Source organism: Lysinibacillus sp. Ag94, assembly GCF_023242215.1.
In the GTDB taxonomy this organism is placed as follows: domain Bacteria; phylum Bacillota; class Bacilli; order Bacillales_A; family Planococcaceae; genus Lysinibacillus.
In genome coordinates, this window is sequence record NZ_CP096780.1 from 2,634,341 (window position 1) to 2,648,187 (window position 13,847).

The 13,847-nt window shown below is 37.0% G+C and carries 12 protein-coding genes; 3 read left to right on the top strand and 9 right to left on the bottom strand.

Going from position 1 to position 13,847, the window contains the following annotated elements; translation table 11 throughout:
- Positions 1-36 precede the first annotated feature (36 nt).
- From MY533_RS12150 to MY533_RS12175, 6 genes are all read right to left on the bottom strand, one after another.
- Positions 37-1,185 (bottom strand): sensor histidine kinase, encoded by a 1,149-nt coding sequence (locus MY533_RS12150; RefSeq protein WP_248716156.1) that lies wholly within the window; start codon positions 1,183-1,185, stop codon positions 37-39.
- Positions 1,182-1,895 carry a response regulator transcription factor gene (locus MY533_RS12155; RefSeq protein WP_248716157.1) on the bottom strand — a complete coding sequence of 238 codons (714 nt, stop codon included), beginning with the start codon at positions 1,893-1,895 and terminating at the stop codon, positions 1,182-1,184. The genes MY533_RS12150 and MY533_RS12155 overlap by 4 nt, the downstream gene beginning before the upstream one ends.
- 272 nt (positions 1,896-2,167) lie before the next feature.
- Positions 2,168-2,791 carry a response regulator transcription factor gene (locus MY533_RS12160; RefSeq protein ID WP_248716158.1) on the bottom strand — a complete coding sequence of 208 codons (624 nt, stop codon included), beginning with the start codon at positions 2,789-2,791 and terminating at the stop codon, positions 2,168-2,170.
- Positions 2,757-5,018 (bottom strand): sensor histidine kinase, encoded by a 2,262-nt coding sequence (locus MY533_RS12165; protein WP_248716159.1) that lies wholly within the window; start codon positions 5,016-5,018, stop codon positions 2,757-2,759. Before MY533_RS12165 ends, MY533_RS12160 begins: the two co-directional genes overlap by 35 nt.
- An 81-nt stretch (positions 5,019-5,099) precedes the next feature.
- The gene (locus tag MY533_RS12170) at positions 5,100-5,909 is read right to left on the bottom strand and encodes a CPBP family intramembrane glutamic endopeptidase (RefSeq protein ID WP_248716160.1); all 810 of its coding nucleotides are present in this window, start codon (positions 5,907-5,909) and stop codon (positions 5,100-5,102) included.
- A 1,162-nt stretch (positions 5,910-7,071) separates the two neighbouring features.
- The gene (locus MY533_RS12175) at positions 7,072-8,073 is read right to left on the bottom strand and encodes a serine hydrolase domain-containing protein (protein WP_248716161.1); all 1,002 of its coding nucleotides are present in this window, start codon (positions 8,071-8,073) and stop codon (positions 7,072-7,074) included.
- A 745-nt stretch (positions 8,074-8,818) separates the two neighbouring features.
- On the opposite strand from MY533_RS12175, the gene MY533_RS12180 reads away from it, so the two are divergent.
- From MY533_RS12180 to MY533_RS12190, 3 genes are read left to right on the top strand one after another with little or no spacing between them, the layout of a single operon-like run.
- On the top strand, positions 8,819-9,298 hold the full coding sequence (locus tag MY533_RS12180) for a DUF2975 domain-containing protein (protein WP_248716162.1): 480 nt from the start codon (positions 8,819-8,821) through the stop codon (positions 9,296-9,298).
- 8 nt (positions 9,299-9,306) lie between these two features.
- On the top strand, positions 9,307-9,510 hold the full coding sequence (locus MY533_RS12185; RefSeq protein ID WP_049667274.1) for a helix-turn-helix domain-containing protein: 204 nt from the start codon (positions 9,307-9,309) through the stop codon (positions 9,508-9,510).
- A 26-nt stretch (positions 9,511-9,536) separates the two neighbouring features.
- Positions 9,537-9,755 (top strand): DUF3955 domain-containing protein, encoded by a 219-nt coding sequence (locus tag MY533_RS12190; RefSeq protein WP_248716163.1) that lies wholly within the window; start codon positions 9,537-9,539, stop codon positions 9,753-9,755.
- 515 nt (positions 9,756-10,270) lie between these two features.
- Here MY533_RS12190 and MY533_RS12195 read toward each other — a convergent pair.
- The 3 genes from MY533_RS12195 to MY533_RS12205 all read right to left on the bottom strand — a co-directional run bounded on the left by MY533_RS12195 (position 10,271) and on the right by MY533_RS12205 (position 13,731).
- Positions 10,271-10,693, bottom strand: a complete 423-nt coding sequence (locus tag MY533_RS12195) for a DUF3995 domain-containing protein (RefSeq protein WP_248716164.1) — start codon at positions 10,691-10,693, stop codon at positions 10,271-10,273.
- Between the two features lie 214 nt (positions 10,694-10,907).
- Positions 10,908-11,447, bottom strand: a complete 540-nt coding sequence (locus MY533_RS12200; RefSeq protein ID WP_248716165.1) for a TetR/AcrR family transcriptional regulator — start codon at positions 11,445-11,447, stop codon at positions 10,908-10,910.
- 595 nt (positions 11,448-12,042) lie between these two features.
- A complete protein-coding gene (locus MY533_RS12205; protein WP_248716166.1) occupies positions 12,043-13,731 on the bottom strand; it encodes an AAA family ATPase in 1,689 nt (562 codons plus the stop codon).
- Positions 13,732-13,847 lie beyond the last annotated feature (116 nt).

A 13,847-nucleotide genomic window follows, 5' to 3' on the forward strand; every position in this document is an offset into this window, starting at 1 on the left:
CTTACATTCATTTTTGGATATTTTTTGAAGAACAAATCAGAACTTTTTTGGCAAGAAGAGGATAAAACTCGTCTCACCATTCGTTGTCAGCTTAATATTTCCACCATGTTTTTCGATAACTTGTTTGGCAATCGCTAGTCCTAACCCTGTACCACCATCGCTCTTGCGTGACTGATCCCCTCGAACGAAAGCATCAAATATGTTTTCTTTAATTGCTAGTGGAATGCCGATCCCGTCATCTTGAATATGAATTTCAATCCCTTTTTCCGTTGCTAAAAGCTTCAATCGGACGGTTGTTCCTGGTGAATTATATTTTAATGCATTTGAGAGAATATTAGATACAGCTCGGTATAACCATGTATAGTTGAATGGGAAAATGACTTCACCTTTAGGAATCTCAAAATGAAACATAAAATTTTTTTCTGCAAATGCTTCGTAATACTCTGCAGCGATTTCTCTCGTGAATTCGGCTATATCAGCTATTTGAAAGTCAAAAGGATAATCAGGGCTATCCAGTCTAGATAATTCAAAAATGTCGTCAATGAGTTCTGATACAAGCTCAGCCTTATCAGAAATTATGCGTAAAATTCGCTGCCTTCGCTCTTCATCATTAATTAATCCTAATTCCATCGCCTCAATATACCCTCTAATTGTAGTAATCGGTGTCTTTAAATCATGAGATAAATCCACAAGCATACGTTGCTTGCTCTCTTCTAGATGTTGCTTTTCCTTTTCTGTTCGTTCCAGTTGTTCTGCCATGGCGTTAAAATCATCTTGGATTTGGGCAAGCTCATAACTTGCTTTAAATTTTAGTCGCTTATTATATTGACCTCGAGCAATATCTTGGATGCCATCTGCAATTGAACGTAGTGGAGTGGTAAGCCTGGAGGCCGTCCATTTCCCAAAAATATAAACAGCAATCATCAATAAAGAGAGAAAAAGCAAAAGCGTTTGCAAGAGCATTTTGTAAAAGATCTGTTCGTTGTTTTGATGATTTTTGCCATCCATGATCTTATCCGTTTCAGATGTTAGGACTGTACCGTTTTCATGGGCAATGTCCGCAAAATAATTAAGAATCTGTTCATTTAATACAAACAATGAAAACGCAGCAATAAGTGCAATTGTAATGAAGAAATAACTGTATGTAATAACTAATAAGCGCCGAAGTCGATTCGGAGATTTCATGGAATCAGCTCATCTTTCTTGGCAAATCGATAACCGAGGCCGCGAATGGTTTTTATATATACTGGTTTCCTTGGGCATTCCTCAATTTTTTCACGAAGTCTGCTGATTTGAACCATAATTGCATTGTCATCAGCTATATAAAATTCATTCCATGCACGTTCAAAAATTTGTTTTTTTGTAAAGACGCGTCCCGGTTCACTCATCAAGAGTTTTAACAGTTCATATTCTCGGGCACTGAGCGGAATCGGTTTGTCTTTGATATATAGCACACATTCGTGGTGCGACAAAAGTAAATCACCCAACTTTAGCTGAGAGGGTTGTTGAGCTAATAATGGCTCATTAAATTCATAATACCTCCGTAATTGGGCTTGAATTCTAGCCGTCAATTCTAAAGGACTAAATGGTTTCGAAATATAATCATCTGCCCCTAATTTCAGTCCTGTTATTTTATCGTAGTCATGACTTTTGGCAGAAAGTAAAATAACTGGAATTTTATACTGTTGCCGGATCATTTGGAGAAGTTGATAACCATCAATAATTGGCATCATAATATCTAGAATGGCAAGGTCAATCGCCTGATTTTTCAACAGATTGAAAGCTGTTTTGCCATCAAACGCTTCTAATGTAATATATCCTTCTGCATTTAAGTAAAGCTTTAACAAATCTACAATATCCGGATCATCATCAACTATCAATATAGTTTTGGCCATAGTCTATCCTCCTTCACATATCCTTTAATGTATTCTATGTATCCATCTTAGATGTGTATTTCGTAAGGTAAATAAAAAGATTGATATAGGTATTGCCTATTCGAAAAATGGGAATATTTAGGTATTCGGTTATAAAAAAACGCCAGATCACTTTTTGTGACAACTGGCTCTCGCTTGAACATACTTCAAAAAATACGGATGTTGAATTATATAAATGGTTTCATTCAATCCCCAACAGTATAATGTTAGGAGTATTTTCCATTGCGCTCAAACTAGTCATATAAGCGTTCTAGTAATCCCATCTCATAGCCCTTTGCTACTGCACCGACTCTCGTCTTGACATCAAGCTTTCGGTTTATAGCCGCCATATGATACTCTACAGTGCGCTTACTCATCGCTAACTCCCTAGCAATTTCTTTATTTGTCTTCTCCAACGCAATTTGCTTTAGTACTGCCTTCTCAGTCGGCGTCAATTGGTCAGCTCTCGGTAATGTAGTCATTTTCTCAGGTACGAGCCGCAACCCAAGCATACTCTGCCGAATGGCGTTTATAATTTGTGGATAGGTCGCCTGTTTAGATAAATAAGCGTGAATTCCTATCTCATAAGCTTTATGCACATATTCATCGTAGACATAACCTGACAGCACGATCAACTTGATTGCCATATCGTAAGTCCGCTTTATTTCTATCGCCAAGTCAAATCCCGTCATACTTGGCATCGAAATGTCAATAACGGCGACGTCTGGCTTTAATGTACCGATACGTTTTAGCACCTCTTGGGGTTCACTGAAAGTCCCTACGACCAACATATCTTGCTCTCGCTCTAGCCGATTCTTTAATCCCTCCATGACAAGGGGATGATCATCTAGTAGCAGCACCTTGATCGGTTGCTCCATATTTTGCTTCACCTCTCTGTTTCGGTAGTCTAATGCGGACAATCGTTCCACGTCCAGCTTCCGAGTCAATTTCGATGTCTCCTCCAAATTGCGCAACTTGACTGCTGATTGTGACAAGTCCGAATCCTTGAGAATCGGTCCGAACACCGCTCATATTTGCTGGATCGAATCCAATGCCGTCATCGCTAATCTGTCCGCAAAACGCATCATCTTTTTCCCATAACCGAATCTCCAGCTTCTGTGCTCTCGCATGTTTGACTGTATTATTGGCCAGCTCTCGCACAATGCGGAATAACGTCATTTTGTACAACGAAGACAATGTCTCTGGCAGTTTGTTTTCCAGCTTGATGGTTAGGTCACCGTTCTCCTTAACTATACGTGCAAGCCAGAGCAGAGCCGCATCTAAGCCTGCCTGATCGATGATATGCGGGTATAAATCATCGCACAGCATTCGGATGTCGCGTTGCGTATCATACAAACATTTTAACCAGACGGCGGTCAATTGCTTGTCACTTCGGTCTGTATCGTGTAATTCTTCCAAATCGCGTGCAAGAAAGATTAGATTCTGTAAAACATGATCATGCAAATAATATGACATACGAACTCGCTCTGCTTGCTGTGCCTCTAGTAATCTGTATTCTGAGGTTTTCATTGGTAACCCACTTCTCGCTCCTCGTAGTTCGTCGAGTAAGGCAGCTCCCATCAGCAGACGAACGGTTTCCAGCCTTACTTTGTCGATTAAGCCAAGCTCTTCTGGTGTAAAGGACGTATTATTTTTTTTGGGACCAAGCACCAAATAGCCAATTATCGTTCCGTCGGGCTGCATAAGATCTATCACTTGTTCAAAAACATTCGTGTTAAATTGACCAAAATTGGTTAACTCCTGCATTTCGGTAAATGGCCCTGTTCCGTACGTAATAGCCTCACTTCCCCGATTCCAGACAAAGCAAAGACCCTCAATGTCTGTCACGCTATGAATAAGCTCTACAGGCATTCGCAGTAGATCACGGCTATTGCGATGCTCGGCGAGTTTAATAGACATCTCCAGCCGCTGACGATCCAGACAATCTTTCCGTTTCTCTCGCTGACGTTTGAAGTTGTCAAGATTGAAGCGATGTAGCAGTGTAAGAATAACGAACGCGCCGCACAATGTAAGTGTTGTCAGAGAAGCATTTGAACGGATAAGCGCGGCAATTAGGATTATCACAAGTCCTACATACAAACCATGAATAGCTAAACTGGGAAGATAGAAGCGGATGTCGAGCAGCTTCTGTCTAGCCCACAATGCTAGTATGGAAGCTGGTAGGACAATAAGACCTACCAATGTCATTTCCGGCAACGCTATGTATTCCCCCCATAGCAGGTCTGGGAGCGCGTATAGAAACAGAAACGGCATCAAACCAAATGTCAGCGCGGTAACAAATGTCAGCAACCGGTTTCTTTCAGCGCGATCCATCGCGCGCCAATATACGACAGCAATGACGATTATGGCAAGTAATATGCTAATCAGCGCGGTATGAAGAGCGCTCCGTGTCCACCCCGGGATGGTTCCAAGCGAGAAAACAAGTAGGACGTACACGGAGAATAAGGCTGCCAGTACCCTGTAGGCTGCCATTAGTGAACTTATCCAATTAGGGACCGTGCGGAACACAAAGGCAATGAAGAAAGCAAACAACAAGTAAGGCAACCAACTTGTCACGACAGGCAATATCAATCCAGTAAGCACCGTCTCTGTCGAATAAACCGATAGTAGCGTCGCCGCCATGAATACGTTCAGTGCATAAAAACGGCGAACCATATAGGATTCGGGCTTGTTCCGATAAGCTGCCAGTCCGATAACGAGCAGAGCTAGCTCCGCGCAGGCTGCAAACAAACTCTTATACACATCCGTCATCCCCGGTTCGCTGCGCAATTCGAAGCGAACCAAATTCCCGCGCTCAAATTGAAGTACCCCCAATCGTTTCAGATAAGCACGATCACCGAGCTTCATTAATTCCGGCTGTTGACCGCCAACCGACAGGAGTTTGTCACCGATGCGGACGTCCCATTCTCTCGCCTTGCCGGCAGGATCAATGGATGCGATGACCCACGTGCCCCCATCTTCACGGAACATTAAACCAGTATATGGGTTCTTTAATGTCGTAGCATGTATATAAACCCCAACAAGCAGAAATAACAAAGCTGAACTGTATACCGCCAAATTGTATTTCCGTGCAATTTCCGGCAAATTGCATCACCCCCCTTCGAGTGTTTTACTCTTAAAAAATCAATAAATCGAGCAAAAACCTAAGCTACGACAAGCTAGAGTTTATCGCACGCCGACTAAATACATATTAATCATCCCCCACAAAAAATTCACGAACAGATGTAACAGGATAGCGCCATAAATATTTTTGCGTAACTTAACTAAAATTTCTTCCGGGATAATTACAGCTAATGGAACGTACGCCCAATTGATGGGTACTTGCCACATGTGATAAAACTGAAAAATGATCGCTATCCATAACCAATCATGTTTGAGGCGTCCAACTTTACGTAACAAATAACCTCGAAAATAAATTTCCTCGCCGATAAAGTTGCCGATTAGGCCCATTAGCAGTATCAGAAACGGAAAGTTCGGGTCGTAATATCCTTGATAAAAAACATGCCATTCACCCATATGGAAAGCTGGGAATCCATTCAGCCATTCAAACAATGGGGGATAGACGTATTTTACATAAGGCAACGATAAAAGCGTGAACAACATCGTCAAAATCGGAAATACAAGTAGCAACCCTTTCAGATCAAGTCTGGCGAAGCCTAAATATACGAGCGACTCCTTGAATGAAAGTCCGTCCTTGTAACGTAGCATTAGGAAAGGAACGAGCATATGCCAGCCGGCGCTCAATAGGATGAGCACATATAACTGCACATAATGAGACGATAAACCGGTCCATGCCATCATCGACTCGCGAAGCGGATAGATGAATACATATGCAATCAGACCGGGCAACAAGCCAAGAAACAAGTAGAAAGCGATTCCTTTCTTTGTTTTGGCTTCAAACTTTCGGACGAACTGGACATAAGTCGGATCGGACAAGTTGAAAAAATCGACGAATTTACGGTAAACCACGGACATAATAAAACCCCTCTCAAAATGAGCGTTAATTTCTTAGTACGCTCCTTGATCATAGCGGACTTCACTGTCAACAGAATCCGTATCTTCCGTCCATTTTAGGTTTACACACGCATCATTTTTGCGTGTTCACGCAAAGAACCCGTATTACACGGTTGTTATGCTCAAACTTCTTTTTCTTCACAACTTTTTCAATAATTACGACCACTGAAAATTAGAATTTATCATCTTGGAAGAAGCATAGTGATATCATCCTCTACATCAGTCACTGTCTATTCATTATATTGTGTCCATACAACTTAATCGTACCGTAAAGACGCACCAACACTCATTTCTACATCATTAAAAAAATAATTTTTACAACTTAATCGTACTCTGAAAATTTAACTATGTTTAAACTATACACAACCTAGTCGTACCCTAGTTATTTTTATTATATAAATGTTCATCAAACAATTTATGCTTTTCTTTGTATCCATTTGTTTTCAAAAGATATTGCAATTCTGCTCTTTTATTTGCCCTACCAAGTGCTATATAAATTAATAAGCACACTTTAGATGTTTTAAACATTATACCCTTACTAATAAATGATTTTAGATATAACAGCCCTTGTTTATCTCTTTTTATCCAATTAATAGAGGACTCCAACAATATTGACGGTCCTCTGGATCAAACCAATTTTCTCTTTTGTTTTCTTTAAGTAACTCTTTAATTTCCATTAAATTGATATGTAATTTATTTACTGTTTCTATACTAAAACCCCTTATTATATATTAATGATAATACATGGATTTTCCATTTCTTCTGTTTTATAAATCCTTGTTTCCATTAAGCACCAATCCTTAATGCTGAAAATATTGTCGTATTCACAATTCCATTGACCCCACTTGAAATTTTATTATTAACCTTCTTTTTTGCTTATCAAAATATATTTTAGCTTCTTTTATTTTACGTTATGTAGGGTAGTGCCGAAATCCATCCCCAGATTTTGATTAATTGTGCCATCATTTGAACCTTTTTAGTTGCTGGAGAAGGTTTCGACAATTTTGAAGTGAAAAGGGAAACAAAAAAACCTCAGTGTAATACTGAGGAGACGGTTTGTCGTGTAAATTATTTTTACTTTTTGGGGTTAAGAACAAGGTGATTATTTCTTTTTTGGGATTTACTAAAAATATTTGATAATTTTCGAAATTAAACGACCGGCTACGCTATGACCGGTAATTTGATTGACTGTTCCCGTGAAATACAAATCTTTTTGTGGATAATAAAAAGCAAAAGCACCGGATTGTCCCCAATGCCCTATTAATCCATTTTTAAAGGAACACAATGAGATTGGCTGCTTAGCTATCCCCACACCATAATAAAATTGCCCAGGTAAAAGCAAGAAATTCCAATTTTCCATTAACTCATCGAAGTCTTTTTTGGGAAAAAGTTGACCATTTATAAAAGCTGTTAGAAAAACCATGGATTCTTGCGCTGTCGATACAATACCACCTTCTGCTGGTATTGAAGACATATATTGTGGGATTTGAAGTTGTTTCGATTTGTAAGTTAATGGTAAAGGCGTTTTGTCATTGATGTTCTCATATACATAGGTATGCTGAAGATTCAATACATCAAAAATAAATTCTTTGAATACTTCTTGAATAGATTTGCCAGTAATTTCTTTAATAATTTCTCCTAAAAACTGATAATTTGTATCAGAATAATGCACTTTCCCCTTTTGCCCAGGCTTAAATTTAGGTTTCATTTTTTTCACTGATTGTACAGTTTTTTCAAAAGTCCATAATTGATCCTTACCTGCTATAAGTTCTAAAAAAACATCAGAAGTAAAATAATCTGGAATGCCTGAAGTATTAGACATTAAATGTTTGATTGTTATTTCATATGAATAATCAATATCTTTCAAGACATGAATGCGGCTTACTACACTTTTAGGAAGATATTCTGAAATTTTGTCCTCTAAATCCACCTTATTTTCCATCCTTAATTTTAAAATACTCGTTGTAATATATAATTTCGTGACACTTGCTAAATAATATGGAGTATCTACTGCCATATTACCTGCACTAGACACATGTGAAAATGAGTTATCACCTTTTTTTACACATAAAACAACACTCGTAATATTCTTCTTTTCGAGTGCCTGAGCAACTAGGTCGTCCATTGTCGATTGACTTAAAGTACTCTTCAGCTTAATAAGACCCCTTTCATAATTTTTTTACTTTATCTTACATATACGCCCTACATTATAAAATATTTCATCTGGAATGTGCCTTGGCATAATATTAAAGAAAATAAGAACTTTTTAATGATAGAAATGTAATGAATATAGCATTGATTTGATGTATTTGTTCGATAGCCCGAAAGGAATAACGAAAAGAATCTTTTTTGTATTACAGAGAAGGTTACGAAAAGTTTATACTCACAGCCATTAGAACTCGGTTTTTATTTTGGCAATAGGAAAATTATTACATACCAGCTCTAAGGTGATTTTAATATAATCATGACAAGGTTTTTCGGGTAGCGAATTTATTTTACTAGCTGCTCTCTTCGCATAAATAAGTGCTTTATAATAAAAAATGGCTAAATAACAATTTAACAAATCAGGAAATGACGATTTATAGTAAAGCAATAAAACTTTATCGTTTTACGATAAAAAAATATTGACTAAGGATGTGCCTTTGGTTATTATGATTTTAGAAAGTTGAGAAGTTAGTGAGTCATTAACAAAAGGTAACAAGTATACAATTACTTTTATGCTTTATGCCATTAGGATCTGTTCAGATATTAATGTAGGTAAGAGTCTTGATAGAATTGTTTTAATATTGTTTATTGGTTTCTCTCAATTTTCAAAAATCAAAATAATTGATGGATAAAATTAAAGGTCAATGTTGAGAAGGCGGTGAATCATGAAACAAAAGGAATTAGCAAAGTGGTTAAAAATAATTATTTTTTTCTGCTGGATATTTGGTTTATTGTTCTGTGTCTATGTCGCACCAGAAACAGGGAAGAATATATTGTTAGATTCTTACCCCTTAAATGAGTTATATAAACCGTTCATTGCTTTTATTTGGATAACTGGACTACCTTACTTTTATGCTTTATGTATAGGCTGGAGAATCTGTTCAGACATAAATATAGGAAACGATTTTACAGTAAAAAATGCAAGAAGGTTAAAGCGTGTAAGTGTTTTAGCAATGACAGAAGGAGTTTTATATCTTATTGCACTACTTTATGTATTTATTAGTGGGCACTACAATACAAATCTTTTAATGGTTCTTTTGCTAATCCTATTTTTTGCAGTAGTTATTTCTGTATTTACTTCTTTACTTTCTTATTTAATGGGTAAAGCTAGTAAAATTAAACAAGATAACGAATTAACGATTTGAGGTGTAACATGGGCATCATAGTTAATCTTGATGTAATGCTAGCTAAAAGAAAAATGAGTGTTACAGAACTATCAGAAAAACTGGGTATCACAATGGCAAACGTCTCAATTTTAAAAAATGGGAAAGCAAAAGCAATTAAATTTTCAACATTAGAAAAAATATGTGAAGTATTAGACTGTCAACCGGGTGATATCTTGGAATATAAAAAATGATTGAATTAATTAATGGAGGGATTATTATGAAAATGAAATACGTAATTACATCTATACCAATTCTTTTAGGGGTAATCTGCTTAATTGCAAAAGCTATCATTGGTAGTAAAGTAGCTGCAGACGGCACTTTAGTAGAACCTTTCTTCTTGATTCCACTTGGATTTTTATTATTCTGCCTAGGAATTGCTTCATTAGCTGTTGTGGCATTGATGTCAGTGTTTAAGAAAACACAAATTGCAAACTAATGTTTATACCTGAAAGGATTAAACAACTTTAAAGAAGCTGGGATATAACTGGTCAATAAATTTAAGCGCGTGAGAACTCAATTTTTAAAATAGTTGAGTGCTCGCGCTTTTTTGAGAAATTTTTTAAAACAAATCCAACTTCAGTTATTTAAATATTTTACCAATCCTAAGGGTGCAACTAAATTGTTCAGGGTACGAATGAGTTGTACATAGACATATATTGAATATATTTACAAAAAAACCAAATATATCAATATGATACTAAATTCGCCTCATCACCATAACTTTGATTTCCGTTCCGACTGGGCGCATTATCTGTGTAAAAGAGAAGCGACAGCACCGGCGTTTTCATAGGATGTGATGCTTTCGCCAATCCCCAAGGAGTCGCCCAGCCGGCATAAAGATCAGCCTATATACATTTCATATGTTTTAACAAATGTCTTCCACAACTTTTGATGATGAGCCCTAGATTCACCTATAAAAGTAACATTAAATGAAGGCTTAAAAGCTAGCTGCTATAACAATAGAATAATATAAACAAATCCAAAAAACAGACATAATGGACTGTAAAGCCAAGTATCGTATTTAGCAAACTGTGAGTGTTTTATTTTTTTTAAAAATCCAACATACTTAAAATCACCAATTGCCCTAATAATGAAAACGAAAGCACAAACAATACTTCCGATTTTAGATAAACTATTTGCTTGGAACCCCAGCAAATAACCTCCTTGAACAACAATAATGGCACTAGCCAGTAGAATAAGAATAGCTACGAATAATGTTCCCCATTTTTTAGGAGCAAAAGCAGGTCTATACTCTCCTTCTTTTACAGGGATAGCAGCGGCAGAACCCCAACGACCTCCAAAAGCCCAATAAATATGCAACGAACTGATAAACCACAGAAGCCCTTCAGCTACTAATATTAAAAGTAATGTCATTTTTTCGCCCCCCACTGTTTTAATTCAAACAAAACATACACATACGTATGTTTATAGTAAAAATTTTGTCCCTTCAGGTTTTAAAACCTTATTAGGGACATTTAATATCGAATAATCAATTTTGCTTCGGCAGGATGTTTTTTGTGCGAAAGCGTAGTGTCACCGTAGCAACAGATAAATGCCAAGGGACGTGACGTTCTTAAACTGAGTTCCCCTATTTCAGCGAAATATTTGGCGAACCGCTGAAAGAAGTTAAAAGTATTACCATTTTATCAATATCAAAATTAGGATTTTCTTCAAATCTTGTCATCCATCCTACATACGTTAAATAGGCAAGTCTCGCTCTATCAATCGATTCAGCTTTGTCGATGCCCTTTTTTTGATATAATTTCGCAACACACGAGATTCTTTGTTCCTCAATATTCACTAAGCGTTCTGCAACAACAGGATCATATTTTGCCCAAGTATAAATACCAATCTCCATTTTTTTATCTCGATTAAAACTAATTCGTAATAGCTGTTCCAACGAGGCATCCTGTTGCTCCATACTTTGAACAATCAGCTTTGTCGCATGTATTTCCCAATAGTCGACCATAGAATCTAACAGCTCTTGATGGTCACGAAAATAGTGATAAAAGCTACCTTTACTTATTTTTAGCAGTCGAGCAAGTGCTTCGATGCGAACTTTATGTATTCCTTCATCAGCTAATTGTTGTAATCCTGCTTTTATCCAATCTTCTCTTGTTAATTGCATGTCATCTCTCCAGTAAGATACGTTAGCGTATGTTTTACGTTAGATTACTATCAATTTCATTTTTTGTCAATTATTCGATTTATTTACCTTTATGAACTTTAATGTTATTGTTAATCGTTATATTTATAGGCATTACCCTTGGTAAAATACAGGCACTTACTATTATAATTGCTAAAAGTTTTTTCATCTTTAATCTCCCTCGTAGTGTGCTTAGAAATTTCCAATTATGATGTTTTTTTCGGTTGACATTTCACCACTGTTTTTGGTTACATTCCTATTTCAAATCACTTTTCTTTATTTAATCACAGCTAATGCCAAGTTTTTTAATTACTTGACCTTAATGCCACTTATTAATTATGCCTCGGCATAATTGCGTCCAGAATCGGCTTTGTGGTTTGACCTGCATATGTTTTTTGCGCGAAAGCGAAGCGACAGCAGCATATGTTTTTTGCGCGAAAGCGAAGCGCTGCAGCACGAAGTTGGTCACTTCAGTCATGTGTTGTTGCTGTCGTGCTTCGCTTTCGCACAGATAAATTGCCAAAGGGCTTGACGTTTTCTTAGACTGAGTTCCTCTGCGGACATTTGCTGAAAGAAGTTAAAATGTATTATCAAATAGATTTTCTGCAATGCCTTGTAAAATATCTTTCTCTGTAAACTCCATTAATTCTTCTTTTGTGATAGTTTTCTGTTGAATTAAGCGGTTTGACTGAATAGTCACGAGCTTTTCAAATAGGTTTCGGATATAGCGACCGTTCGAAAAGTTTGGAATAGATTCGACTGGAATTTGATGCAATTGTTCCTTCATATGATGTGCAAATACGTCACCATACTCGTAATCATTATTTTTACATAGCATGGCAAAAATATCATAAAGCTCATCCGTGCTAAAATTATCAAACTGCACAAAATGATTGAAGCGTGATTTAAAACCTGGATTGGCAAGTAAAAATTCCTCCATAAGCTCTGTATAACCAGCAACGATCACAACTAAATCATCGCGTAAATCCTCCATCGACTTTAATAGACTATCAATCGCTTCTTTACCAAAAGCGTCCTGTTTATCATTAACTAGTGAATAGGCTTCATCTATAAAAAGCACGCCGCCCTTTGCTTTATTTACTACTTCTTGGACCTTCAAAGCCGTCTGACCAACATATCCTGCTACTAAACCTGCACGATCTGTTTCCACAAAATGCCCGCTTGAGAGTACACCAAGATGTTTATATATTTGGCCTATAATACGTGCCACTGTTGTTTTTCCTGTACCTGGATTTCCAGAGAACACTAGATGATAGGTGATTGGGAAGCTTGTTAAACCATGGTCGACACGCAAGCTTTGAATTTTAATGAAGTTAATAAGATTATGTAATTCCTTTTTGGCATTTGGAAGTCCTACAAGTCCATCCAGCTGCTTCTGTAATTTTTCAATTTCTCGCTCTATTTCTGGTGTTATTCGTAAACGTTCACCATTAATAAATTCACCGCTATAAATAATTTTCCCCTCTTCATTGAAATAATCTCCTCGACCGTGCTTTTTTCCATTTACAAGTTCTCCGATATAGGATGCCTGTCCATTAGTATAGTAAAGAGTACCATGTCCCGTCATAGCATCCTCTTTAAACTGCCCCTCCGATACTAGCACACCTTGACGAGAATTGTTCTTACCTTTCCCATGTTTCATATCCTCAAAGAAATAACCTTCATATTGAAGCGTTGTTACACCATTTGCAAGTTCCTCAGCACTTGGCGATTCTGGTGTGAAGTAAAGCTTTCCGGCACCTTGCATATGGTTCCAGATAAAATCACCTTCATATTGTAAAAAACCACTTGGATAGTATTGTTTTCCCTTGCCCTTCTTCATGCCATGGACAAAATCTCCTTCATATTGCGGCTGATTTAAATGCGGATACTTGGTACGAAGCTCTTTAAATGGAGCAATAGCATCTTCCTCATAATACAAAATCCCGTAACCATCCATTAAATCATTACGAAAATGTCCCTCGTAATATACTTGACCATCCTTATATAAAATACCATTACCTTGTTTTTTATTTTGAATAAATTCGCCCTGATAAATCATTTGACCTTTTAAATACATAATGCCATTACCTTGCTTCATATGATTGGTGAATTCCCCCTCGAATAACAGCTCCCCTTCTTGGTCAAATAGCGTACCTTTTCCATCATATATGTCATGTCCAAAGTCATTTTTCTTCACGCCGCCACGATACATTAATGTACCATCTGGATACAATATATCTTTTTCTTTATGATTATATGTCATTTGATTGCCACCCTTTGTCCATTTACAGTATATGTTCAATTATAGCGTGGAAAAGAATACTTATGTGCGAATTTTCGGAATTCGCAAGGTATTTTTCACTCTTATAAGGTAAAAAT

Coding starts and splice junctions, on each gene's coding strand:
- MY533_RS12150 (WP_248716156.1), bottom strand. CDS start 1,185: ATGAAATCTCCGAATCGACTTCGGCGCTTATTAGTTATTACATACAGT.
- MY533_RS12155 (WP_248716157.1), bottom strand. CDS start 1,895: ATGGCCAAAACTATATTGATAGTTGATGATGATCCGGATATTGTAGAT.
- MY533_RS12160 (WP_248716158.1), bottom strand. CDS start 2,791: ATGGAGCAACCGATCAAGGTGCTGCTACTAGATGATCATCCCCTTGTC.
- MY533_RS12170 (WP_248716160.1), bottom strand. CDS start 5,909: ATGTCCGTGGTTTACCGTAAATTCGTCGATTTTTTCAACTTGTCCGAT.
- MY533_RS12175 (WP_248716161.1), bottom strand. CDS start 8,073: ATGGACGACCTAGTTGCTCAGGCACTCGAAAAGAAGAATATTACGAGT.
- MY533_RS12180 (WP_248716162.1), top strand. CDS start 8,819: ATGAAACAAAAGGAATTAGCAAAGTGGTTAAAAATAATTATTTTTTTC.
- MY533_RS12185 (WP_049667274.1), top strand. CDS start 9,307: ATGGGCATCATAGTTAATCTTGATGTAATGCTAGCTAAAAGAAAAATG.
- MY533_RS12190 (WP_248716163.1), top strand. CDS start 9,537: ATGAAAATGAAATACGTAATTACATCTATACCAATTCTTTTAGGGGTA.
- MY533_RS12195 (WP_248716164.1), bottom strand. CDS start 10,693: ATGACATTACTTTTAATATTAGTAGCTGAAGGGCTTCTGTGGTTTATC.
- MY533_RS12200 (WP_248716165.1), bottom strand. CDS start 11,447: ATGCAATTAACAAGAGAAGATTGGATAAAAGCAGGATTACAACAATTA.
- MY533_RS12205 (WP_248716166.1), bottom strand. CDS start 13,731: ATGACATATAATCATAAAGAAAAAGATATATTGTATCCAGATGGTACA.